Genomic DNA, 21,641 nt, shown 5'->3' on the forward strand with positions numbered 1-21,641 from the left:
GGCTCGGAAGGACCGGACCTGATAGTGATCGAGACCGGCGTCGTTCTTCGCGGTTGTCGTCGACTGGTGGGGCCAGATCACCTGACGAGACCCAGGCTACGGGGTCCGGCAGGTGTCTCTGGAACCCGTGGGCCACCTTCGGCGGGCTTAGCGACGTCGGAACGTGGCTGCTCGGGGTCCGGGGTCGGTCATTCAGCACCGCCCCGGGCCGGAGCCTCCGAGTCGTGCGCCGGCTGATCTGTGAGAGCGGCTACCGGCTCGGCAAGGTAGGAGGCCACCGCGTAGGTGGCGTGGCGGTCGAGGTTGTGCCGGCCGCGGTCGTAGCGGCGGGTGGTGCGAGGGTCGGCGTGCCCGGCGGCGTCCTGAACGTCGCGCAGCTCGACCTTGGCATCCAGCGCGGTGGTGACGAACGCGTGCCGCAGGCTGTGCGGGCCGATCCGGTCCGCCGAGTCGAGGCTCGCGGTGCGGGCCAGGCGGCGGATCAGCCGCCACGCCCCCGGGCCGTCCATCCGCCGCCCGGTCCGGGTAGTGAAGATCGGCCCGCTCTCCCGGCCGTCGAGGTAGGCGTCCAGCGCCCGAGCCGTCGGGGCCGCCAGCGCCGCGGTCGCGGCGCGGCCGCCCTTGCGGTGCAGGCGCAACACCCGATGCCCGCGTTCGGTCTGCAGGTGCTCGACGTCGCGGGACAGTGCCTCGTCGATGCGTAATCCGTTGTGCAGCAACAAGGTGACCAGTGCTGTCGCGCGTAGCCCGTCCGCCTGGGCGGCGGCGAGCAGCGCGCGTTGCTCGTCGCGGTCCAGCCCGGTGCTGGGGGAGTCGGGCTCGACCCGGGGCCGGCGTACCCGGGTCACCGGTGAGGACGCGATCAGGCCTTCGTCGACGGCGTAGTCGTAGAACCCGGCCAGCGCGGCGAGCCTGCGCGCCACGGTCGACGCCGCGGCCGGGCGCCCGGTCCGTGGCCGTGGCGCCGCGAGAGCGGTGACGTAGCCGTCGAGGTGCACCCGACGCACAGCGAAGACGTCGACCCCGATCTGGTCGCACCAGTCGAAGAAGTCGGTGATGTCGCCGGCGTAGGCGCGGCGGGTGTGCTCGGCACGGCAGCTGAGCAGAAACGCCGCCAGGACCCGATTCCGACGGTCCTGCGCGCGCTCGACCCCGGGCGCCCCAGTGTGCTCCGCGCTGGTCCCAGCGGCTCGTTCATCGCCGGCGAGACGCTCGGGCTCATCCACGCCGGAACCGTAGCGGAGCAACACCCTCCGAGAAGCGCCGTCCGATCGGCGTCAGTCGCTGACCGCCCAGCTCGCGCCGCGAAGCATTTCGATCGCTTCGGCCTCCTCCGCGAGGACGTCGAGATCGAGAGGGGGGAGGTGGACCTGCACGTGCGGGTCTGCCTCGTCGGGGCCGGTGTGCCAGGTGGTGTGCTCGACGATCAGCGGTTCGGTGTAGGGCGCCACGTAGATCTCTGCGCCTTCTGGCGGGACGCCGGGCATCTCGACGAGCTGGGTCAGGTGGACCAGGCGGTCCTCTGCGCGCACGGCCTCCCAGCGCGCATGGGTTGCCAGGCCTCGGTGTCCAGAGTCGTCGGCGGCCTCAGCGAGTACGCGCGGAAGCATGTTGTGCGCTGTCGCGACGAGCTCGACCCGGACCATGAGCGCAGTCTGCCGCAACCGCCCGGCTAGCGATGACATGTTGAGGCCGTGTCGATGATCTGCCATTGGGCACGCAGCGGCGAGCGAGCTGGTTTTTCAATCCTGATCTCACGATCTTGGGCGCCTCTACGTCTTCCCCGATGGGAGGGCGGCGCGCCCGGCATCGCTGAGGCCGAGTTCGACGAGCTTCTGCCGCACGCCGCCCGGCGACGACGGTGCACATCCCGCTGCGGAGCCACAGACCTTGGCGTGCGTCTACCTAGGCCTGGCGCACCAAGTTCTCGGACGGGGTTCAGCCAGCCCAGACGAGTGAGACGACGTGGACCTCGCGCTCACGCTCCAAGATCAGGTACGTGACTATCCCGCTGCCTCCGCCGAACGCGAGGCTTCGCAGCGGCGCATCGGGGTTGCGCAGTTCGTTCACTGAGTCCCCGGCCCATGGAGTCAGATCGAGCAGCGCGAAGACCTCGATGAGTGCGGACAGCCCGGCGGGCGGGAGGCCTTCGATCTCTGCCTGCGCCTCGGGATAGACCTCGAGCAGGTAGGTCACGGACGTGCGGTCACTCCCCGAGACCGAGCTCGGCCTTGAGCTGGCTCCAGGACACGCTGCCGGCAGGACTGGTCCGCGTCCTCAGTGTCTCCGCGGCCCCGGCAAGCATGCGGCGATAGCCGTCCTGGCCGCGGGCTGCGGTGAGCCAGGCGATCCGGCGCCAGTGCTCGAGGACCTGGTGGACCTCGGCGAGGTCGAGTCGTTCGGTTGCGCGCTGCATCGCGGCGCGCCAATGCTCGTCGAATCGCGCTGCGTCCTCGCTGGTGAGCGCAGCTCGGATGTCGGCGGGCGTGGCGTTGGCGAACGGCGGGCCGCTCGAGCCCGCTCCACCTGCGACTGCTGCCGTCACCTGCAGAACTCTATCGCCTTCGACGGAGGTGGACCTCGCGACGGGGCGGCGGTCGGGCACGACATGTGGTCTGTCGCGTCGCGTGGGCGTCACGCCCCTGTGCGCGGGTCAGCCGTGGGCGAGGGTCGGCGAACCGGCTGTTGCAGTTGGTGGGCGACCGTGATCGTGCCCTGCGGTCCGTTACGGTGCTTGGCCAGGATCAGGTCGGCCTCGCCCGCGCGCGGATCGTCGCGCTCGAACGCGTCCGGCCGGTGCAGCAAGATCACCATGTCGGCGTCCTGTTCGGCTCTGGGTGCGGTGTGGCGGTCATCCTCACCGCACCCGGTCGTAGGTGCGGGTCGAGACGGGGAGCCCCAACGCGACCTCACGGCCTTGGGCCCGACGCTTCTCTCGGAGCTCTTCGAGGTGCTGGCGCAGTGCCTCTCGAGCCAGCTGGCGGACACCGGGCTCGGCGATGAGCACTGGCTCCTGTACCGGCCGCCGCGCAGGCTGCGGCTCGACCGTCATCCGATGCCCGGTCACGTGGGCCGGGAGCTCCCCCAGCCGGCCTTGCCAGGGCCGGAGCCGCGCCCCAAGGACTGCGATCGGGTCCTTCACTCCGGTTGTGATGTCGCCTCGTGAGGTCTCCTGGCGGTCCGGATGGAACTCGACTGCGTACAGCAACCCGGCGACGGACACGCCATCGTCCCACCACTGCTTGAGCAGAGCCCGGGCTCTCCAAATCGTGATCTTGCGACCGTTTCGGCCGTCGAGGCCGAGGGAGTTGATGAGAGTCGAGGTTGCGGCTGATCGGTGTCGTGCTTCGGTGGGTATGGAATGGGCTGGCCATTTCGGCTGGGTAGCGAGTGGTGACCGTGTGCCGCGCAGCAAGGGGTTGGTGTTAACAAGAGATGTGGGGAGGTCGCCACTTTCATCCACAGGCCATTCGACCACATCGGCGGGCTCGGCCTGAGGTTCGGTCGTGACCAGCGCGTAGGTCGGTGCGCGACCGGTCTCGGTACCCAGGAACTCCGCCGACGCACCGCACTCCACCACCACGAGAACCCCGCTCTCCCGGGCCCATGCCAGGGCCCGGGAGACCGTCCGCGGAGCCCGATCCCCTGCTGCAGCAAGGCGATCGACGGTGACACCACTGATGAGCCCGGTCTCCCAGTCCATGTGGCGGACCAGCCGGTGAAGGATCAGCGTCCAGCTGCGGCGCTTGTCCGACCGCCAGTCTTCGTCGTCGATACGCCGCGCGAGGTATCGCTGAGCCTCGGGTTGGGACACCAACACCCGGTAGTTCGAATCGACGAAGTTCCGCCAGCCGGGGTGCGGTTGGAACCGCGCATCCAGCAGCCGTTGACGGGCCCGCTCACGCCCGAGTGCCAGTGCCCGTGCCCGTGCCCGTGCTCGTGCGGTGGGCCTGCTCAGCCGGCCAGGCCTGCTGCTGGGGCCACGGTGGGAGTCGCGATTCGGGTCGCGGAACGCCTTGCCCCGCGGGGAGCGCGGCGGCCGCGTCACATCTGCGGTGGCGAACAAGTGTGTGGGTGGCAGGCCCTGGGCGAGGAGCTCGCCGTGCAGGACACACGTGGAACTGCGGGGACCGGATGCGAGGGTGAACGCGCCGTGCTCATAGCACGGAAGGCACCATCCCGATCCCGAATCAGGTGCCGGCTGATCCGGGCATGCAGGAATAGCCCCGTGTCGCGCTCCCGTGTTGTCCGATCCAGGCTGTAGCCTGGACACGCGAAAACGCCTCTTCTCGACAGGTTGGGGAATCGCCCCGGTTCGCCGGGGCACCGGCGTCAGCTGGGTGCTGGTCCAGATGACGCAAGCTCTTCTAGCGAGGCGGCCCCTGGCCGGGGGCCGCCTCGCTGACGTTTACGAGGCCTTGTTCAGCGGCAGCTCCTGTTGCCCGCGAGGGTTGGTCCCTGCGGGGAGTTCGTCGCGATGGCGTAGGCCAATCCGGATGAGCGCGGCCGCGGTCTCGGAGAACGACCAGTCCCGAGCCTCGGCCAGGTCGCGCAGCTCAGCGCTGTCGTCGGTGGGCACCCGTGTCACGATGACGTCCCGCGGCCCCTTGGAGGGGCGCCCGACACTGCGTGCGGCTGTCCGTTTGGCCATGCGAGTCATCTTGGCCGAATTTCTGAAATGAACACGCGCGACACGCCGGTACCGAGATGTCGACTCCGCGGTCGTCCGACGTGTAGTGGCGGCGCTCCCCGACGACAACTCGACGCGGGAAAGACCGCGCGTCCCGGTCACAGAGCGTAGGAGCCCGACGTCACGGCTGGATCCGGCGATTCGATGTCTGTGGCGCTCTGAGCGGCACAGACGTTCAGAGCACGTGGCCCGCTGAGGTGGTCGCACCGCCGGGCCGGCTCCAGCCGACCCACCCTGCGGCTGCCGTGCTATAGAGGCTGACGGACCCGGTCGGCATGCGAGTGCAGTGAGACCGGGGCCAAGCCGGGCCAAGCCCGGGCTAGACGGCGGGTGGCACGCCCGGACATGGCGCGCTGGGCGTCGGGTGGGATCGCGTGGCCTACGGCGGAGACAAGGTACGAGCTGTCGATCGTCGTCCACGTCCCGGTCGTCGGCGGCGGGTACGGAGCCGCCGCCGAGCAAAACGTGCAGAAGGACTTCGACCCTGGCCCGAGGTGCTGAGGTCCACGACAAGAGTGCACGTCGCTCGGACCTCGGCGGCGCGACTCGCAGATGGGCCTATGCCGAGCGGGCAACGTTGATTCCCTCAGCGCTGCGGAAATCCCCCTGGTGATGATCTCCAGACGGCGCGAGGACGTACTCCGGCCTCCACTCCATCACCCCACGGGAATCGATGGTGTCGGCGTTGCCCCACATGACTGCGAGAAGATCGTCATTGGCGGCATTGCAGATGACGCCAATGAAGACGGGTGACGGTTTATCACCGCCGGAACACTCACGCTGACGCGGCAGTGACAGGCCTGTGTCCCCCAGGTCGAACAACGCGTCCGGTTCCGGAGGACGCGGCACCGTCGTCGCAGCCTCCGCACGAAGCACATCGCTGGTCAGGCGCGCTCGCTGCGGGATCTCGGCGAGCGAGCGTGCAAGGACGAAGGGGATCAGGATCCGGCCGTTGATCTCTACAAGCCGGTAGACAGCCTTCGGGACTTCGACCACCGCCGAGCCCGGGAGGTCCTCGAGGTGTCGGACCAGCAGATCGAACTTGCTGATCCACGTGCTGCCGTACGGGTAGCGGTGCCTCAGCCCGGAAGCCTTCTGGGTGCGGGACCCGATGACCTGGGCCTCGCCGAGGGCCTGAACGACCCGACGCCCGACTTCCGACGCGACCAACCCGAACTGGCTCCTCGCCCATGGCGAGGCCGCAACGAATTCCGACACTTCGCCTCCCTCCGAGCAACTGCGACCATCACCATTATGGCACTGAAATGCAGCGGCCGACAGTACGCAGAGTAGAATTCTGCCGCTCAAGACTCTCCGCGCTTTGTCGTGCCATTCTACCTGATCCTGACGTCTTTTTTAAACTACTCCGAGGGTGAAGCAGGCCTCGGCATTATTCGAGGAAGTACGTCAATCATAGATTGACAGTATGGCCGCAAACCGGGCCGGATCGGGCCGAGGCGTCAGCGCCGATACGAGCGAGGGCGGCGATCCGTCGTCGAGCCCCGGCCGGGTACATGGGGTTCGGTGCGGGTTCGCGTCGATCGCCCGCCCCCGCTCAGCAGCCGTGAACCTGTTGTGGCGAGCCGTGCACCTGATGATCGAAGCCATGAGCCTGCTCTCCGAACAAGCAGGAGAAGCTCAGAGTAAACTATGACGCAACGTCATACTTTGTGGCGGGCCATGAAGTGCCGCGGGGGAGCGAGCGGTGAAGTGCGAATCGGCGAGGTGGCGATGTGGGCGGGAGTGACACCCGCGCCACTACCACCGAATCGGCTTGTTGCCCGAGCCGCCCAGATCCAGCAATGGATACCGCGACTACGGCGTGGGGTCACCAGCCCGGCGAGCGCGGTCGCCGTCGTCGTGGTCGTCGAGGCGCTGCTGGCCGTCGCAGCCCTCAGCCGAGGAGTGGTCGCCGAGGCACAGATGTGGGTGTGCCTGGTGCGGTGGGCGCTACGGCCTCGTCTCGACGTCAACTCCTTCACCTACGGCAAGAACCTGCGGCTACTGATGCGCACCGTCGTGGCACTGCTGGTCGTGGAGGGCATCGTCGTCGAGGCGGTGCTGGTGCTATCGCTCAGCCATGCGAGCCCATGGGTGTGGATTGTGCTGGCGCTGCACGTGTACGGGTTGGTGTGGATCGGCGGCTTCCTGGGCTCGTTGCGGGTACTCCCTCACGAGTTCCACGACGGATCGCTGGTGCTGCGCGACAGCGTCTTCACCGCGGTGGTGATCCCGTTCGAGCAGATCAAGTCGGTCCGGCCTCGACGCCGCGGCTACGCGGGCCGATCAGGTTTTCACGATCGAGGACGGGGGCGCCCTCCTCACCTACGGCGACGCCAATGTGCGGCTCGTCCTCCGCTCCAACGAGGGCGTCCTCGTAGGATCAGAGCCATTGCCGCAGGCCCTGAGCACCCTGGACCTCAGTGTCGACGATCCCGACCGCTTCGTCGCGACGATCGCCGAGCGGATCCAGCAACCCGCACCTCCAGCCTGAGTAGTCAGCAGCATCCCGAGCCTGGGAAGCCCGGGCCAACATCTCGTGTTTCTTGGGTCGGACGTGGCTGCTGGCCAGCGGACCTAGCTGCCGAGCGTGGCCTGTCGGCGGCCGCGGCTGCGAGCAGCGCGCGCTGCTCGTCGCGGTCCAGCCCAGTGCTGGGCGAGTCCTGCTCGACACGGGGTCGGCGCACCCGGGTCACCGGTGACCCCGTGATCAGGCCTTCATCCACAAGAAGCACCGCTCCGGCCTAGCATCAGTCGCTGATGCCCCAGCCGGCGGCGCGCAGTATCTCGATCGCCTCGGTCTCGTCGGCAAGGACGCAGAGGTCGATGGGGGAGAGGTAGACCTGCACGTGGGGATCGCTCTCGCCGGGGTCGGCGTGCCAGACCGTGTGCTCGACGCGCAGCGGTTCGGTGTAGGGCCCCACGTAGATATCCGCGCCCTCCGGCGGGACGGCAGGCATCTCGACCACCCGGGTCAAGTGAACCAGCGGGTCTTCGGCGGCCATCGCCTCCCACCGCGCCGCGGTCGCCATGCCCCGGCGATCGGAGTTCTCCGCAGCGTCGGCAAGTCCCAGCGGCAGCATGTTGAGCGCCATCGCGACGAGCTCGACCCGGACCATGAGCTGCATTCTGCCGCACGCCCTGGTGAAACCAGGGGGCACTCGACTCCGTCTGTGTGGGGATAAACTTCCTCGACCTGATCACGCCGACGTTGCTGAGCTTCCACGTCGGGCACACGGCCTTCATCGTCCGGAGTTCGGCTGCCTCGGGACCCACAAGACTGATGACTTGCTTGAGCCCTGTGGGAGACCTCAACCCGGCGACGAAGCCGCATCGATGATCCGAACTGATGTGCCCTGGCCTCTGTGGAGTCGGTTTGCTGGGTTCACGCTGCGGCCGGGGTGGTGGAGCTTCTCGCACTCGATGGGTGTGAGCATTGCCGGGGCGCTGTGTCGGCGTCGGCGGTTGTGGAAGATCTCGAGGTATTCGAACAGGGCGTTGGCGAGCTCGATGCGGGTGCGCCGGCGTGGCGCAGGGCCCGGGGGGGAGAGACCGGGCGGGAGCGCCACGCGTGGTAGCCGGACTCGGCGACTCCGAGGATCCGGCAGGCGAGCTGGACGGGAAGTCCTTCCGAGGCCATCACCGCGATCGCCTCGAACCGCCTTGCGGGGTGACCACCTGGCCGAGTAGCTCGTTAGCGCGGCGGTGGATCGCGACCTCAGCCTCGAGTTGGGCGATGCGCCGACGGGCTGCGGCGAGCTCGGCTTGTTCAGCGCTCGTTGCGCCGGGACGCTGGCCGGTGCCGATACCCAGCAGCCGCATCCGAGCGACGTCCAAGGCTTGCCGGGCGACGTCGACCGCGCCCACGAAGATCGTGCACTCCCGGCCCAGCAGCGCGGCGGCGGTCGCGGTCGCCACTCCGTGCTGCCCTGCACCGGTCTCCGCGACCACTCGTCGTTTCCCGAGTCGTCTGGTGAGCGGCGCCTGCCCGATCGTATTGTTGATCTTGTGACTTCCGGTGCGGTTGAGGCCCTCGGGCTTGAGCAGCACGCAGATGCCGTTGCTTGCGCACGCCGCGAATCCGGTCGCTTCCGTGAGTGCGAACGGGCGACCTGTGTAGTCGTGCCATAGTCGGACCAGCTCGGCTCGGAACAGCGGGTCGGCCACCGCGTCGGCGTGCGCCCGGGCGAAGTTCTCGACAGCTCCGACCAGCGCTTCGGGCATGAAGCTGCCGCCGTCTGGCCCACAGTCGGGGCCTGCTACATCACGAAGCGACATCATGCATCACCCCAGTGGAAGGGACTGGTATAGCGGGTAGCGGTCGGCGAGGCGGCGTGTGCGGTCCTGCAGGCTCGCGATGTCGGGGTCGGGCATCAGGGCTGCGGCGACGATGTCGGCGACCTCGGTGAAGTCGTCAGTGGTGAACCCGCGGGTGGCCAGGGCAGGCGTGCCGATCCGGACCCCGGAGGTGACCGGCGGTGGGCGGGGGTCGTAGGGGATGCTGTTGCGGTTCGTGGTGATCCCGACATGGTGCAGCACGGTCTCGGCGGTCTTGCCGTCGATCTGGGAGGCACGCAGGTCGGCGAGGACGAGGTGGACGTCGGTACCGCCGGTGAGCACGTCGACGCCGGTGCTGCGGGCGTCGTCGGCCAGGAGTCGGTCGGCGAGGATGCAGGCCCCTTCGAGGGTGCGGCGCTGGCGGTCGGCGAAGTGCTCGCTGGCGGCGACCAGGAACGCCGTGGCCTTGGCGGCGATGATATGCATGAGCGGGCCACCCTGCTGACCGGGGAACACCCGCTGGTTCAGCCGCTTCTCGCAGGTGTCGTCGCGGGACAGGATGAACCCGCCGCGAGGGCCACCGAGGGTCTTGTGGGTGGTAGAGGACACCACGTCGGCATAGGGCACCGGGTTGGGGTGCAGGCCGGCGGCGACGAGCCCGGCGAAGTGAGCCATATCGGCCCACAGCACCGCCCCGACCTCGTCGGCGATCTCGCGAAATGCGGCGAAGTCGAGCTGGCGAGGGTAAGCCGACCAGCCGGCGATGATGACCCGCGGCCGGTGGGCGCGGGCGAGGTCGCGGATCTGGTCCATGTCGACCAGGACGTCTCGGGATGCAGCTGGTAGGCCACTGCGGTGTACAGCTGGCCGGAAAAGTTCAGCTTCATCCCGTGGGTGAGATGTCCGCCGTGGTCAACGCCCATCAGGGCGAGCAGGGGCTGGACCGTGGCGACGAACGAGCGGTGCGGCCAGTCGCAGGATCGTGTACGCGGTCAGCGGTGGCCCACCCATCCCCGCGATCGAGTTGGTCAGGCCCGCCGCGCCCCCAGTGACGGCCACCGCGGCGGGTCCCGACACGTGGGCCCCAGGCACCAGACCACGAAGGAGCCCGCGATCACAGCGACCGAGATGGACCCGATCACGACGAACAGTACGGCCTCGTGCCTGCGCGAGGCGAAGAACGCATCGACCGGAACGGCCACCAGCGCGGCAGGCGCGAGCCACCCGAAGATGGACCAATCGACCGCGCTGCGCACCCGCGCCAGCACCAGCAGCGCCGACGTCGTCGCCAGCGCGTTCATTACGAGCACTCCGGTGGCCGGTCCAAGGATGAGTGCCAGGAACGGGGACACAAGCATGGCAAACCCAGGCCGCGATCCGGTGGTTGACCACACCGATGAGTATCAGCGCGATCGCGAGCGCCTCGGTCACGGGTCAGACTTGCAGAAGGTGATGTTCAGGAGCAGGTAAACGGCACTGCCGGCGACCAGGCCCCAGAATGCGCTCCCGACACTGACCAGGACGACGCCAGACATCGTGATCGCCAGCGTGGTCAGCGCGGCGACCCCGATGGTGCCTTCTCCGCTCATCGCCCCCTTCAGCGCTGTCAGGGTGGAGGCGAGCAGGGCGACCGCAGCAAGCGAGGTGATCGTCTCGACCGGAATCGACTGGAATCCCGCGACAAGGTACCCGCCGAACACGCCGACGAGCAGGTACGCCACCCCTGCCGAGAGTCCGGCGATGTAGCGGCGGCTGCGGTCAGGGTGGGACTCGGGTCCGACCGCGATCGCCGCGGTGATGGCCGCGAGGTTGATGCCGTGGTTCCCGAACGGTGCCAGCAGCGCGGACACGGCCGAGATCGAACCGACCAGCCGCCGGTCGTTCGCCGGATATCCTTCCGAGTGCAGCAGCGCCAGCCCCGGCGCGTTCTGCGAGGCCATGTTCACGATGAACAGCGGCAGGGCGATGCTCACCAGCGCCGCCAGCGTGAAGGTCGGCATCGTGAACACCGGACCACTGATCGTCAGCCCGACGGTCATCTCCTTGAACGAGCCCGTGACCGCAGCTACTGCGACCCCGACGATCAGCGCCGCCAGCACCGCGTAGCGGTCGAAGAACCGCTTGCCGACGAAGTACGCCGCAATCACGCTGCTCGCCAGCACCGGAGCCGCGGAGAACGCGTCCGCCGCCGAGATGACGAACGGCAGCAGGATGCCCGCGAGCAGCGCCTGCAGGATCGGGGCAGGCACACGATTCAGCAGCCACCCGAACCAGCCGGTGAAGCCGAACACCGCGGCGGCGATCGAGGCGACCAGGAACGCACCGACGGCCTCGGAGAAGCTGAACCCACCCAGGCACGCGATCAGCAGCGCCGCCCCTGGGGTCGACCAGGCCACGATGATCGGCATTCGGGTGAACAGGCTCAGTGCGATGCTGCACACACCGTTGCCGATCGACACCGCCCACACCCAGGACGCGGTCTGCGCCTCATCGAGTCCAGCGGCGCGGGTAGCGGCGAGGACGATCAGGAACGGGCCGGAGTAGTTCACCAGCGCTGAGATGACCCCCGCCACCAGCGCCGAGGGCGTCACATCTGCCAGTAGGGCACGGACCCGGCTCACGCAGCCGTCTCCCCGGTAGGAGCGGAGCCAAGACGCTTGAGTAACACTCTTTTCAAATTAGGAGTAACGTTATTGTATAGCCTCATGTCCAAGGATAACAGGTCGGCAGAGGTCGCCGATGCGCTGAGAGAGCGGGCCGCGACGATGCGCCCGGGAGACAGGCTGCCGCCGGTGCGTGATCTCGTCCAGGAGTTCCGCGCCAGCGCAGCGACGATCTCGCATGCCCTCGCGCACCTGCAAGCCGTCGGGGTGCTCAAGGCCGAGCCCGGACGTGGCACCTTCGTCACCGGTCGCAACCGGCTGCCCGAGGCCGACTACTCCTGGCAGTCCCAGGCCCTCGGCCGCGCGCGGGTGGACATCCGCCGCACCACCCGGCTCGGAGCACACGGCGGACCGGACGACATCCAGCTCTCCTGGGGCTACCTCGCCGCGGAGCTCCAGCCGATCGACGATCTGCGTGCGCTGGGCGCCCGGGCAGCGCGCAGCTCGCACGCCTGGAGCATGATGCCCCCGACCGGGCTGCCGGACCTGCGGCGGGCGTTCGCCGCAGAATACCACGCCGAACCGGGCGATGTGCTCGTCGTGCCGGGCGGGCAGCAGGCGCTGGTGTACGCGATGCGTACCCTCGCCGAACCCGGCATGGCCGTGGTGGTGGAGAGCCCCACCTATCCCGGCGCGATGATCGCCGCACAGTCCGCCGGGCTCGAGCTCGTCGCCGTGCCCGCCGATGGCGAGGGGATCCGCACCGACAAGCTCGCCGACGCCCTCGAACGCACCCGCGCCACCCTCCTCTACCTGCAGCCCTGTTACGCCAACCCGACCGGCACGGTGCTCCCGCCCGCGCGCCGCCAGGAGATACTCCGGCTAGCCGCGGAGCACGGCGCGTTCGTCATCGAGGACGACTGGGCCCGGCACCTGGTCATCGACGGGGCACCACCACCGCCGCTGTTAACCGATGACCCCGACGGGCACGTCGTCTCCATCACCACCCTCACCAAGCCTGTCGCACCTGGCATGCGCGTGGCCGCGGTCATCGCCCGCGGCCCGGCCGGGGAGCGTCTGCGCGGCGCGCGTGTCGCCGACGACATGTGCGTCCCCGCCGTGCTGCAGGAGACCGCGCTCGGCCTGCTGACCTCGTCGGCCTGGCCCCGTCACCTCAAACGACTGCGATCCCGGCTCGGGGAACGCCGTGACGCCATGCTGTCCGAGCTCCATGCCACCGGCCTGCGGATGCGCGTCGCACAGGTGCCCACCGGCGGGATCCACCTGTGGGCCCGGCTCCCGGAGGGCACCGACACCGCCGCACTGTCACGCCGGGCGCAGGAGGCGGGGGTGCTGATCGGCGACGGCAGCCAGTTCTTCATCGACGAACCGCCCGCGCCATTCCTCCGGCTCTCCTACGCCACCGCCAGCATCCCTCAGATCGCCGAAGGCATCCGACGCTTCGCCCAGTAACGTATGGCGCACCACATCGTCGGCTTCTGCAGATCGGTCGGCCGTGCCGAGTCGTGGGCGCTCATCCACATAGTCGGGGCCGGCCGGCCAACGGTGCGACCACCAGCAGCACGACCGACACAGCGAGGACACCCAGGAGACCGCGGTGACTCCCGCCAGGCGCCCACCGCGCCGCCAGTCACGACCCTCAGGGCAGCGATCGCATATCCGCCGGACTACGCGAACCCCGGCAGCCTCCCCGTCTGGGCGTGCGAGCGGGTCCGCAGGCCCATCAGTGCCAGGGCGACCACCAATGCCGCTCCGGTCGCCATCACCACCAACGTCATCCAGATAATCATCCTTCCTTCCGGCAGCACCACGATGCCCAAGCCCCCGACCAGCGCGGGGATCGCGCAGCCGACGGCGCCCCATCGCTGGCCCCGGCGCCGGCCCATCACCCCGCTCGCGGCCAGCCCCGCGAGGATGCCCTGCGATCTGCGCGATCGTCAGATACCGGCCGGTAGCCTCCACGAGGCACCGCGAGCACGAGGCCAATCGTCAGGGCGAGTACCCCCACAGCACCGTGTGTTCGGCGCCGGGCCGGCGGGGCATCAGGTGCCCCACTGAGGAGATGACCGCGAACCCGATCAGCGGCAGCGCGCCGAGGACGCCGAGGACGACCTCGCTCAGTCGGTACTCGGTGCCGATTTGGTCGAGCACCGGGCCGACGGCGGTGATCGCGCTGCGTAGGTAGGCCGCCACGAGCAGGATTACCGTGACCGAGATCAGCCACCGTGCATAGCTGGGTTCCGGGACGCCGAGGCGGGGTAGCTGTCATGTGCCGGCGCCCCGGGTGAGTACGTGAAACGTAGACAGCAGGGCACGAGGCCTAAGGTGCGGTGTGAGCGCCGATGCCGTAGGTCTACGTCCCCTCGCTCTGGATGGGCTCGACCACGAGCGCGGCAAGGTCAGCTGCGCCGACCCGCTGCTCCATGTAGGCGATCGTGCGTGCGACACCTGTGGCGCCGGTGAGGACGTCGCCAAACGAGCAGGAGTTCGGCACCCGGTGGATGTCGGGCGCGAACGGGCCGAACCCGACGGCGTTGGGAACGGCTTTGTGGTTCACGGCCAGCGTCAGGTTGGTGCGACCGTGGAAGGCGTGGTCCAGCGATGCGACTGCCGGCGGCCGGTGTGTGCGGCCGATCTTGACAGCGTTCTCGATCGCCTCGGCCCGGGGTTGACAAGCATGGTCTTCTTCGCGTGATCGCCGGGGGTCTTCTCGGCGAGCCGTTCCGCCAGGCGCAGGTACCTCTCGTGGGGGCTGATGCCGAACAGGGTGTGCGTGAACCTGTTCAGCTGTACCGAGGCGGCGTCGATCACGCGCTGGTTGTGGTGGCTGACCATCGTCACGCCGATGCCGCAGCCCAGGTTCAGCAGCCGGTTCCCGTCGACGTCGTACAGCCAGGAGCCCTCGACGTGGTCGATGTAGATGGGTAGCCCGCCGGCCGCACCCGCGCGGGACGATCGCGGTCTCGCGTTCGTGCAGCAGACGGCTGCGCGGGTTGGGAACCTCGGTTACCGGCACCGGCCAGGAGTCGGAAGGGGCTCGTGGAAGCTGTCGTCATGCGTGTGCCTTTAGGGGATGTGCAAGAGTATCGGGGACGACGCCGGTTCGCGGCGTCGTCGTGGTGCATGGCGGCGGCGAGGTGGTTCATCGCAGTGCTCCGGCAGGGAGGGTGGCCGTGATTGAGGCGAGGAGCGCATCGGCGAGGAGGGCGGCGGAGCCGTCGTCGAGCTCGTGCACGGTCAGGCGCAGGCGCTCGGCGCCCGAGGAGGTGCCCAGGGCGAAGCTGTCGCCGGTGCGCACCACCCAGCCACGGTGCATCAGCTGGGCGGCGACCGCGGCGGTGTCGCTACCGGGTCCAGTGTCGACCCAGATATTCACACCGTCGTCGCCGATAGCGGTGATGCCGCGCTCGTGAAGCAGTCGGATGAACCGGGCGTTGCGGTCCCGGTAGTGGACGCCGGCCTTCTCGATGACGGCACGCACGCCCTTATCGCCGAGCATGGCGTGCACAGTGCGCTGCAGGTGGTGGCTGACCCACCTGGTGCCGCCGCTAATCTGGGTGCCGAACCGATCCGCGGTGACCGGGTCGCTGGCCACCACCGCCACGCGCAGGTCCGGGCCGAGGAACTTCGACATCGATCGCACTAGCGCCCACCGCTCATGATCCGCGGGAATGAGCGTGTGGTATCGGCAGGTGGACAGCAGCGAGAAGTGGTCGTCCTCGATCACGAGCACGTGCGGATGGTCAGCGAGCACCTGCCGCAGCTCGGCGGCGCGCTCGGCGCTCAGGCTCACCCCGGTCGGGTTGTGCGCCCTTGGCGTGCACACCACTGCACGCACCCCCGGCTCCAGTGCCTCACGCAGCGCGGCGGCGATCATGCCCTGCTGATCGATCGGCACCGCGATCGGGTGGTATCCGGCCTGCCTGACCGTGTTGATGCTCGTCAGGTAGCACGGATCTTCCAACGCGACCGAATCACCCTGGCTGAGGATCTGGGCCAACAGCTTCTCGATCGCGTCCACCGCGCCGCTGGTGACGGTCAGCCGGAAGGCCCGTGGCTGGTCGGCCTTGAACCACGGCGTCGCCCACTGGGCCAGCCCCGGGTCGATGGTCGACTCGCCATAGAGCACCGGCGCCTGGGGAAGCAGACGGACAGTGGTCGCATCCGGGAGCAGCCCACGGTCAGGGTTGCCGTGGCTGACATCGCGCAGCGCCGTGTCGGGGGCGAAGCCCTCCTCGACCAGACACGCAGGCCGGGTGATCGACGTCCCGCCGCCCCGGTTGGTCACCGCGACACCCGCCCGCGCGAGCTGACGGTAGGCCGATACGACCGTGTTCCGGTTGACTCCGAGCCGGGCGGCGAGGTCCCGCGACGCCGGCAGCCCATCCCCGGCCTCCAGCTCCCCGGTATCGACCAGCGCACGGATGTTCGTGGCGATCTCAGCCGCCGTCCTGCCCCGGATCTCCACGCGCATCTCCCGTCACTTCTCACACTTGGGTGAACCAAGTCTAGACCATGCTAGGTTTGGCCTATGCCAAATTCTTTCCCGAGTCTCCCGGACTTCGTCCGCTATCCGCAAGCGGTCACCGTGGAGGACTTCCGCGCGAACCTGGCTGCGGTACGGGTGCGGATCGCCGCGGCGGCGCAACGTGCCGGGCGCGACGGCGACCGGGTGCGGCTACTGCCGGTGAGCAAGACCGTGCCGGAGGACCGGGTTCGGCTCGCGGTCGCCGCGGGGTGCGCGCAGCTGGGTGAGAACAAGGTGCAGGAGGCCAAGCGCAAGCACGTGAACTTGGCCGACCTGGGCGTCCAATGGTCGGTGATCGGGCATCTGCAGACCAACAAGGCGCGTGACGTCGCGGCGTTCGCCTCCGAGTTCCAGGCACTGGACAGCATCCCGGTCGCCGAAGCACTCGATCGCAGGTTGCAGGCCGCGGGGCGTGGGCTGGACGTCTACGTGCAGGTCAACACCTCCGCCGAGGAGTCCAAGTTCGGGCTCGACCCCACCGACGTCCCCGGGTTCCTGCGACAGCTGCCCGCCTATACCGCGCTGCGCTTGCGTGGGTTCATGACCCTGGCGCTGTTCACCGACGACACCGAACGAGTACGGCAGTGCTTCCGGCTGCTACGCGAGATCCGCGACCGCGCACACGACACCGATCCCGACCTGATCGGGCCGGGTGAGCTGTCGATGGGCATGTCCGGCGACTTCGAGACCGCCATCGAGGAGGGCGCGGACTGCGTCCGCGCCGGTCGGGCCATCTTCGGTGCCCGGGCCACCCCCAACGACATGTACTGGCCCACCCCGGCCTATAAGGAGACCGCGAGATGACCCGCACTGCCATCGCTGTCCGGCACGTCCCTTTCGAGGACCTCGGTCTGCTCGCTCCGCTGCTGAGCGAGCACGGCTACCGCATCGAGTACCTCGACACCGGCATCGACGACCTCACCGACGGCCGGGCCGCCGACTCCGACCTCCACATCGTGCTGGGCGGGCCCATCGGCGTCGGTGACCTGGCCGCCTACCCGTTCCTGCACCAGGAGATCGACCTGCTCGTGCGCCGCCTCGACCAGCAGCGGCCCACGCTGGGCATCTGCCTCGGCGCCCAGCTGATCGCCACCGCCCTCGGCGCGCCCGTGCGACCCAGCGGCAGCGTCGAGATCGGCTACGCCCCTCTCACCCTCACCGAGGAAGGCCGGCGATCACCGCTGGCCGCGATCGAGCACACCTCCGTGCTGCACTGGCACGGCGACAGCTTCGAGACCCCCGCAGGCGCAGTCAACCTCGCAGCCACCGACCACACGCCGAACCAGGCATTCAGCCTCGACGACCACGTCCTCGCGCTGCAGTTCCACCTCGAGGTCGACCACACCCAGATCGAACGCTGGCTCATCGGCCACACCCACGAGCTGGCCAGCAACGGGATCGACCCGCACACCATTCGACACGACGCCGGCGCGCACGGCCCTGCCCTCGCCCAGCGTGCCCGCGCCGTGTTCTCCACCTGGCTCGGCAGGATCGGCGATGCCCGCTGATCCCAGGACCCCCATCGGAGCGACCAGCAAGGATGCCTCTCTGTGTCGGACATCAGCTGACTGTCACATGTTTTGTTACCCTGGATAATGCACGGAATCCCGGGTAATAGCGGTAGCCTCGGCCGATGGCTCCCCGTCCCCCGCTGCCGACCCGAGCGACCCTCGTCGCACCGAACTGGATGGGCGGGGGTCGCCCGGACGAGCTCCTGAATGAGGCGGGACTGCGCGCCCGGCCGGCCGGCACCGGCCGGTGGCAAGTGCAGACCGACGAGTTGTACCTGCGCCAGCGCCCCGACCTGTTCTCGGTCGAACACCTCGCAGGACCCACCGTCCCCGTCTCCCGGCTCGAGCGACTGCTCGACGCCCAGCGGCGGGCAGCGCTCGGCGACTCTGGCGGAACGAGGATCGACGAGGCCGCCGCTCTCCACGAGCGGGCCCAGAACTCCGATCAGCTCGTCGACGGCGTGGTGGCCTGGCAGGCCGCCACGCTCACCGCCCGCACCGAAGACCTCCCTGCGGTCGTCGAGCGAGTACGCGAGGCCCTCCTGTCGATGCGCATGGCCCAGTCCCAGGAAGCGGTGATGGACTCGGCAGGCGTCCATCTCGTCCACCGAGCACCCCAGCTGGTACATCGGGCCAAGCTGTGTCTGCTGCTGCACCAGCACGACCACGACCCCCGCCTGCAAGCCGGTGACGTCGCAGGAATCCAAGCCGTGCTCGCCCACGGAGGCCTCGCCTTCGCCGCCTCGCAAGGTCTCTACCTCGGAATCTTCCTTGGCGAGGTCTATCTCGCGCCCCTTCTGGGAGCGCTGACGCCGGCGGTCTGGGCCTTCTGCGCTCCGCGAGATCTGGGCATCGTGGTGTACACGATCGGCCAGCCGCTGCTCGGCGACATGGGGAACCCGGTCGAGCTTCTACAGACCTTGCCGCGGCAAGGGGCTGACCCCGACCCAGACCGCGAGCGCGAGCGCATCCCGAAGCTGTCACCCACTGCCGGACCCGCCGCCCTGGACTGGTGGATCCGCCGACTCAGCGACATGTTCGGCGTGCTCACCAACCCGGCGCTGGCCACGGACCGCAACGGCGTCTACGTCGCGAGCAAGCAGGCGCACGCCCTGCTCTCCGCCGAGCAGCTCGTCCGCCGGGTCACCTCCATCCAGGCCGCGAGCCGCGACGGCCACGCCCGGCGTGTCTTGCTGTTCACGGTCCTGGACACCCTCCAACGCCTCACCGGCCGGCCCATCACCGACCTCGGCTCCGCGCGGTTCGCACGCCGCCGCCTCGACGAGCTCACCGCTGCCCTCCCTACTGATGCCGCGGAAGTCCTGCTGCCTGGTGCAGAGCGGGCCGTCACCGCACTCGAGGAACTGCAGGCTGGCTTCTTCCTGGCCCACCAGCTCGGCCGCCGCACCGTCGACGTTCCGGATCCGAACGGCGGAACACGCGAGGTGGAGTTCGACCGGGCCGCCGCCGACTACCTCAAGATCCTGCGCGACGCCACGCACGGACATGGTGGCCAACGAGATCGGGTTGGGCTCACCAACGCCCTACTCGTCCAGCACGACGGCAAGATCCCGCACGACCTCGGCCTGCTCGGGTACCTCTACCTTCTGGACCTGCTCTTGCACCCGGAGAACCTCGCGCAGCACATCTTCGCCGGCGGCCAGACGTGACCGATTCGTCGGCACCTCGCCCGGCCCGCCTTCACCTGCACACAGGCGGGACCGGATCCGCTGAGCCTCGCGATGCGGACGCGCTCGATCTCGCGCAGGATCTGCCGTTGTCGGCCGACGAGGCCGCCTACGTGGAGGCCGCGCGGGCACCGAACACCCTGCGCGGCTACCGCTCAGACTGGGCCGAGTTCACCGCCTGGTGCGACCGGAGCGGCCGGCCGGCGCTGCCCGCAGCCGGCGACACGATCTCGCTGTACCTGACCGAGCTGGCCCGCCACGGAGCGAAGGTCGGCACGATGAGCCGGCGGCTGTCCTCGATCAAGTTCGCCCACCAGCTGCGTGACCTTCCCGACCCGACGACCGGGGCGCGCGTGGTCGCGGTGTGGGAGGGCATCCGGCGTACCCACGGCGCCCCGCCGCAACAGGCCCCGCCGCTGATGTTCCCTGAACTCGACGACGTCCTCGCACACTGCGCACAGACCCGGGTCTGGAAGACCCGACCGCCCGAACCTGACCTCGCCGGCGTCCGCGATCGTGCCCTGCTGCTTGTCGGGTTCTGGGGCGCGCTGCGCCGCTCCGAGCTCGCTGCCCTGACCGTCGATCAGATCACCGAACACCGCCGCGGCCTCGTGCTGGCCCTGCCGTGGTCGAAGACCAACCAACGCGGCGAGGAGTCAGAGCTCGTCGTCTTGCCCTACGCCAACCGCCGTACCCGCTGCCCGGTCACCGCGTTGCGAGCCTGGCTCGACGCAGGCGCGATCACCAGCGGCCCGGTGCTGCGCAAGGTCAGTAAGGGTAACCGTGCCCTCGACCGCGCCCTGCACCCCGAGTCGATCAACGATCTGGTGCACGCCGCGACGACACGCGCCGAACTCGCCGGTGGGCCGTACTCGGCGCACTCGCTACGGGCCGGGTTCGTCACCTACGGCCACCTGCGCGGAGCCTCCGACCGCGCGATCGCGCATCAGACGCGGCACCGGTCTCTGGCCACCCTCGGCGCCTACGTGCGGACCCAGACAGCGTGGGAGGACAACGCAGCAACACAGCTCGGTCTGTGAGTCCTCGCTCCGCGCAGCGGTGAGCAGCCCGGAAACTCTCCTCGGCAAGATTCTCGAAAGATTTCCAGCCGCGGTGAGAGGGCCGACAACCACAGGATAAAAGAAGGAAACCAGCTACCGCGACATATCTGAGAGACTCGCCTGGAAAGACCTGTCGGAGCCGGATGACGCGCGTCAGAATGTATTTCCTAGATCACGTGCGCGGGCATGTGCTGCGGCTCTTCCGGTCTCGGCATCGGCGGTGACAAGGTTTGGCCGGAACTCGATTTCCTCGACAGCCTCAACACCTGCCCAGGCGAGCCAGTCACGCAGGTAGGGCGCCTGGAAGTCGTTACCGAACGCTGGTCCGCGATCATGCCCATATACCGCGCTTGTGTAAATGACAACGGCCTTCTTTCCCTGCAGTAGGCCGCTATAACCGTGCTCGGGATCGAAACCGAAGAGCATTCCCGGCTGACTTACGACATCAATGAACTGCTTTAGGATGTAAGGAATCCCCGAATTCCACATCGGCACACTGAACAGGTAGCGATCAGCGGTGTTCAGCCGCCGGAAGGTCGTGTGAGCAGCTTCCCACGCGACCGCACCTTCGCCGCTCGGCGTCTCACCTGCGAAGACCGCCATCTTGGCTCCGGTAGCCGCGGGACCGAACTCAGGAAGGGTGCCATCCCAGAGGTCGAACTCGTCGACCTCCGCGTCGGAGTGCGTGGCAGCAAACGCATCGACGAATGTACGGGCAATTGCGAGTGACTCAGACACGGCGGCGCGCGGTGAAGCAGAGACGTGCAGTAAGCGAGCCATAAGAGCATCCTCGGGTTCCGTCGCGATGCGATCAGCACAGGAAAACTGCGCGACCAACGCATCGCGAGATGAATAGTGTGAATATCGTCCATAAGCCTACAAATGGGACACACTATACGCAAGTGCCGTGATGAAATCGTGACCAACAGGTTGCTTATACTGAATCGCAAGGAAGAGTTACGACAGAACGCCGGCACGATCCTTATAGTTCTTGCCGACGGAACCAACCACTGGAGTGCTCAAAGTACATTTGGCACTCCAATACGAGTAGCAGCCCAGGCTATCCTTATCTGTAGACCAGCGAATAATTGATGTGCCCATGAGGACTTGACTCTGCGCAATATTGACTTCGGCCTCGTCTCCCTCCACATTGCATGATCGCGTGCGCCGCGCGCACCGGGCGGGTCAGCCCTGGCCGGTGACCGTCAGGTACAGCAGGACGATGTTGAGGGCGACGATCGCCGTGCACACGACGATCCCC

Annotated in this window: 19 protein-coding genes and 4 pseudogenes; 6 read left to right on the forward strand and 17 right to left on the reverse strand. The window is 68.4% G+C overall.

All coding sequences use genetic code 11. From position 1 onward, the window contains the following. Window positions 1-188: 188 nt before the first annotated feature. From TOK_RS17995 to TOK_RS18030, 8 genes and pseudogenes are all read right to left on the reverse strand, one after another. Window positions 189-1,226 carry a tyrosine-type recombinase/integrase gene (locus tag TOK_RS17995; protein ID WP_098959133.1) on the reverse strand — a complete coding sequence of 346 codons (1,038 nt, stop codon included), beginning with the start codon at window positions 1,224-1,226 and terminating at the stop codon, window positions 189-191. 51 nt (window positions 1,227-1,277) lie between these two features. Further along, window positions 1,278-1,646: a hypothetical protein gene (locus TOK_RS18000; protein WP_141566434.1), complete on the reverse strand. Its 369-nt coding sequence runs from the start codon at window positions 1,644-1,646 to the stop codon at window positions 1,278-1,280. A gap of 292 nt (window positions 1,647-1,938) precedes the next feature. Next, window positions 1,939-2,196: a hypothetical protein gene (locus TOK_RS18005; protein WP_098959110.1), complete on the reverse strand. Its 258-nt coding sequence runs from the start codon at window positions 2,194-2,196 to the stop codon at window positions 1,939-1,941. Between the two features lie 10 nt (window positions 2,197-2,206). Then, window positions 2,207-2,545, reverse strand: coding sequence for a DUF6247 family protein (locus TOK_RS31775; protein WP_141566435.1), 339 nt, complete (start codon window positions 2,543-2,545; stop codon window positions 2,207-2,209). 108 nt (window positions 2,546-2,653) lie between these two features. Beyond that, a pseudogene (locus tag TOK_RS18015) lies at window positions 2,654-2,829 on the reverse strand (DnaB-like helicase C-terminal domain-containing protein); the annotation flags it as partial. 28 nt (window positions 2,830-2,857) lie between these two features. Then, the gene (locus tag TOK_RS18020) at window positions 2,858-3,814 is read right to left on the reverse strand and encodes a hypothetical protein (protein ID WP_253258457.1); all 957 of its coding nucleotides are present in this window, start codon (window positions 3,812-3,814) and stop codon (window positions 2,858-2,860) included. A 594-nt stretch (window positions 3,815-4,408) separates the two neighbouring features. Next, the gene (locus tag TOK_RS18025; RefSeq protein WP_253258458.1) at window positions 4,409-4,579 is read right to left on the reverse strand and encodes a hypothetical protein; all 171 of its coding nucleotides are present in this window, start codon (window positions 4,577-4,579) and stop codon (window positions 4,409-4,411) included. Between the two features lie 669 nt (window positions 4,580-5,248). Continuing rightward, entirely contained in the window at window positions 5,249-5,908 is a 660-nt protein-coding gene (locus tag TOK_RS18030) for a hypothetical protein (protein ID WP_098959114.1), read from the reverse strand. Window positions 5,909-6,449: 541 nt separating this feature from the next. Here TOK_RS18030 and TOK_RS33410 point away from each other — a divergent pair. Next, window positions 6,450-6,698, forward strand: a pseudogene (locus TOK_RS33410) (hypothetical protein); the annotation flags it as partial. Window positions 6,699-7,440: 742 nt separating this feature from the next. Here TOK_RS33410 and TOK_RS18040 read toward each other — a convergent pair. The 5 genes and pseudogenes from TOK_RS18040 to TOK_RS18060 form a co-directional block, all read right to left on the reverse strand. Beyond that, window positions 7,441-7,809 carry a hypothetical protein gene (locus TOK_RS18040; RefSeq protein ID WP_141566436.1) on the reverse strand — a complete coding sequence of 123 codons (369 nt, stop codon included), beginning with the start codon at window positions 7,807-7,809 and terminating at the stop codon, window positions 7,441-7,443. A gap of 520 nt (window positions 7,810-8,329) precedes the next feature. After that, a complete protein-coding gene (locus tag TOK_RS34190) occupies window positions 8,330-8,914 on the reverse strand; it encodes a pyridoxal-phosphate dependent enzyme (protein WP_256387984.1) in 585 nt (194 codons plus the stop codon). Between the two features lie 60 nt (window positions 8,915-8,974). Beyond that, a pseudogene (locus TOK_RS18050) lies at window positions 8,975-9,927 on the reverse strand (serine hydroxymethyltransferase); the annotation flags it as partial. A gap of 69 nt (window positions 9,928-9,996) precedes the next feature. After that, entirely contained in the window at window positions 9,997-10,269 is a 273-nt protein-coding gene (locus TOK_RS18055; RefSeq protein ID WP_141566437.1) for a hypothetical protein, read from the reverse strand. A 126-nt stretch (window positions 10,270-10,395) separates the two neighbouring features. Further along, window positions 10,396-11,589: a benzoate/H(+) symporter BenE family transporter gene (locus tag TOK_RS18060; protein ID WP_098959119.1), complete on the reverse strand. Its 1,194-nt coding sequence runs from the start codon at window positions 11,587-11,589 to the stop codon at window positions 10,396-10,398. 84 nt (window positions 11,590-11,673) lie between these two features. Between TOK_RS18060 and TOK_RS18065 the strand changes: the two genes are divergently transcribed. Next, the gene (locus tag TOK_RS18065; RefSeq protein ID WP_098959120.1) at window positions 11,674-13,044 is read left to right on the forward strand and encodes a PLP-dependent aminotransferase family protein; all 1,371 of its coding nucleotides are present in this window, start codon (window positions 11,674-11,676) and stop codon (window positions 13,042-13,044) included. A 537-nt stretch (window positions 13,045-13,581) separates the two neighbouring features. Here TOK_RS18065 and TOK_RS18075 read toward each other — a convergent pair. From TOK_RS18075 to TOK_RS18085, 3 genes and pseudogenes are all read right to left on the reverse strand, one after another. After that, window positions 13,582-13,785 carry a hypothetical protein gene (locus TOK_RS18075; protein WP_098959123.1) on the reverse strand — a complete coding sequence of 68 codons (204 nt, stop codon included), beginning with the start codon at window positions 13,783-13,785 and terminating at the stop codon, window positions 13,582-13,584. Window positions 13,786-13,945: 160 nt separating this feature from the next. Further along, window positions 13,946-14,514, reverse strand: a pseudogene (locus tag TOK_RS35400) (aminotransferase class III-fold pyridoxal phosphate-dependent enzyme). Between the two features lie 220 nt (window positions 14,515-14,734). Further along, entirely contained in the window at window positions 14,735-16,066 is a 1,332-nt protein-coding gene (locus TOK_RS18085) for an aminotransferase class I/II-fold pyridoxal phosphate-dependent enzyme (protein WP_098959126.1), read from the reverse strand. A gap of 114 nt (window positions 16,067-16,180) precedes the next feature. Here TOK_RS18085 and TOK_RS18090 point away from each other — a divergent pair, with 114 nt between their 5' ends. From TOK_RS18090 to TOK_RS18105, 4 genes are all read left to right on the forward strand, one after another. Continuing rightward, window positions 16,181-16,924: a YggS family pyridoxal phosphate-dependent enzyme gene (locus tag TOK_RS18090; protein ID WP_216362003.1), complete on the forward strand. Its 744-nt coding sequence runs from the start codon at window positions 16,181-16,183 to the stop codon at window positions 16,922-16,924. Beyond that, window positions 16,921-17,628 (forward strand): glutamine amidotransferase, encoded by a 708-nt coding sequence (locus TOK_RS18095; protein WP_098959128.1) that lies wholly within the window; start codon window positions 16,921-16,923, stop codon window positions 17,626-17,628. The genes TOK_RS18090 and TOK_RS18095 overlap by 4 nt, the downstream gene beginning before the upstream one ends. A 125-nt stretch (window positions 17,629-17,753) precedes the next feature. Next, a complete protein-coding gene (locus TOK_RS18100; RefSeq protein ID WP_141566438.1) occupies window positions 17,754-19,301 on the forward strand; it encodes a hypothetical protein in 1,548 nt (515 codons plus the stop codon). A 107-nt stretch (window positions 19,302-19,408) separates the two neighbouring features. Continuing rightward, window positions 19,409-20,359 (forward strand): site-specific integrase, encoded by a 951-nt coding sequence (locus TOK_RS18105; protein ID WP_098959131.1) that lies wholly within the window; start codon window positions 19,409-19,411, stop codon window positions 20,357-20,359. A 174-nt stretch (window positions 20,360-20,533) separates the two neighbouring features. Here the strand turns inward: TOK_RS18105 and TOK_RS18110 are convergent, their stop codons facing one another. Beyond that, complete coding sequence (locus TOK_RS18110) at window positions 20,534-21,160, reverse strand: FMN-dependent NADH-azoreductase (RefSeq protein ID WP_098959132.1); 627 nt, start codon at window positions 21,158-21,160, stop codon at window positions 20,534-20,536. Window positions 21,161-21,641: the final 481 nt, after the last annotated feature.

The organism is Pseudonocardia sp. N23 (genome assembly GCF_002583555.1).
In the GTDB taxonomy this organism is placed as follows: Bacteria; Actinomycetota; Actinomycetes; order Mycobacteriales; family Pseudonocardiaceae; genus Pseudonocardia.

Excerpts from the sequence above, each read along its gene's own strand:
- TOK_RS18110 (WP_098959132.1), bottom strand. The coding sequence starts at position 21,160 with ATGGCTCGCTTACTGCACGTCTCTGCTTCACCGCGCGCCGCCGTGTCT.
- TOK_RS18000 (WP_141566434.1), bottom strand. The coding sequence starts at position 1,646 with ATGGTCCGGGTCGAGCTCGTCGCGACAGCGCACAACATGCTTCCGCGC.
- TOK_RS18065 (WP_098959120.1), top strand. The coding sequence starts at position 11,674 with ATGTCCAAGGATAACAGGTCGGCAGAGGTCGCCGATGCGCTGAGAGAG.
- TOK_RS18095 (WP_098959128.1), top strand. The coding sequence starts at position 16,921 with ATGACCCGCACTGCCATCGCTGTCCGGCACGTCCCTTTCGAGGACCTC.
- TOK_RS18100 (WP_141566438.1), top strand. The coding sequence starts at position 17,754 with ATGGCTCCCCGTCCCCCGCTGCCGACCCGAGCGACCCTCGTCGCACCG.
- TOK_RS18055 (WP_141566437.1), bottom strand. The coding sequence starts at position 10,269 with ATGAACGCGCTGGCGACGACGTCGGCGCTGCTGGTGCTGGCGCGGGTG.
- TOK_RS18085 (WP_098959126.1), bottom strand. The coding sequence starts at position 16,066 with ATGCGCGTGGAGATCCGGGGCAGGACGGCGGCTGAGATCGCCACGAAC.
- TOK_RS34190 (WP_256387984.1), bottom strand. The coding sequence starts at position 8,914 with ATGCCCGAAGCGCTGGTCGGAGCTGTCGAGAACTTCGCCCGGGCGCAC.
- TOK_RS18040 (WP_141566436.1), bottom strand. The coding sequence starts at position 7,809 with ATGGTCCGGGTCGAGCTCGTCGCGATGGCGCTCAACATGCTGCCGCTG.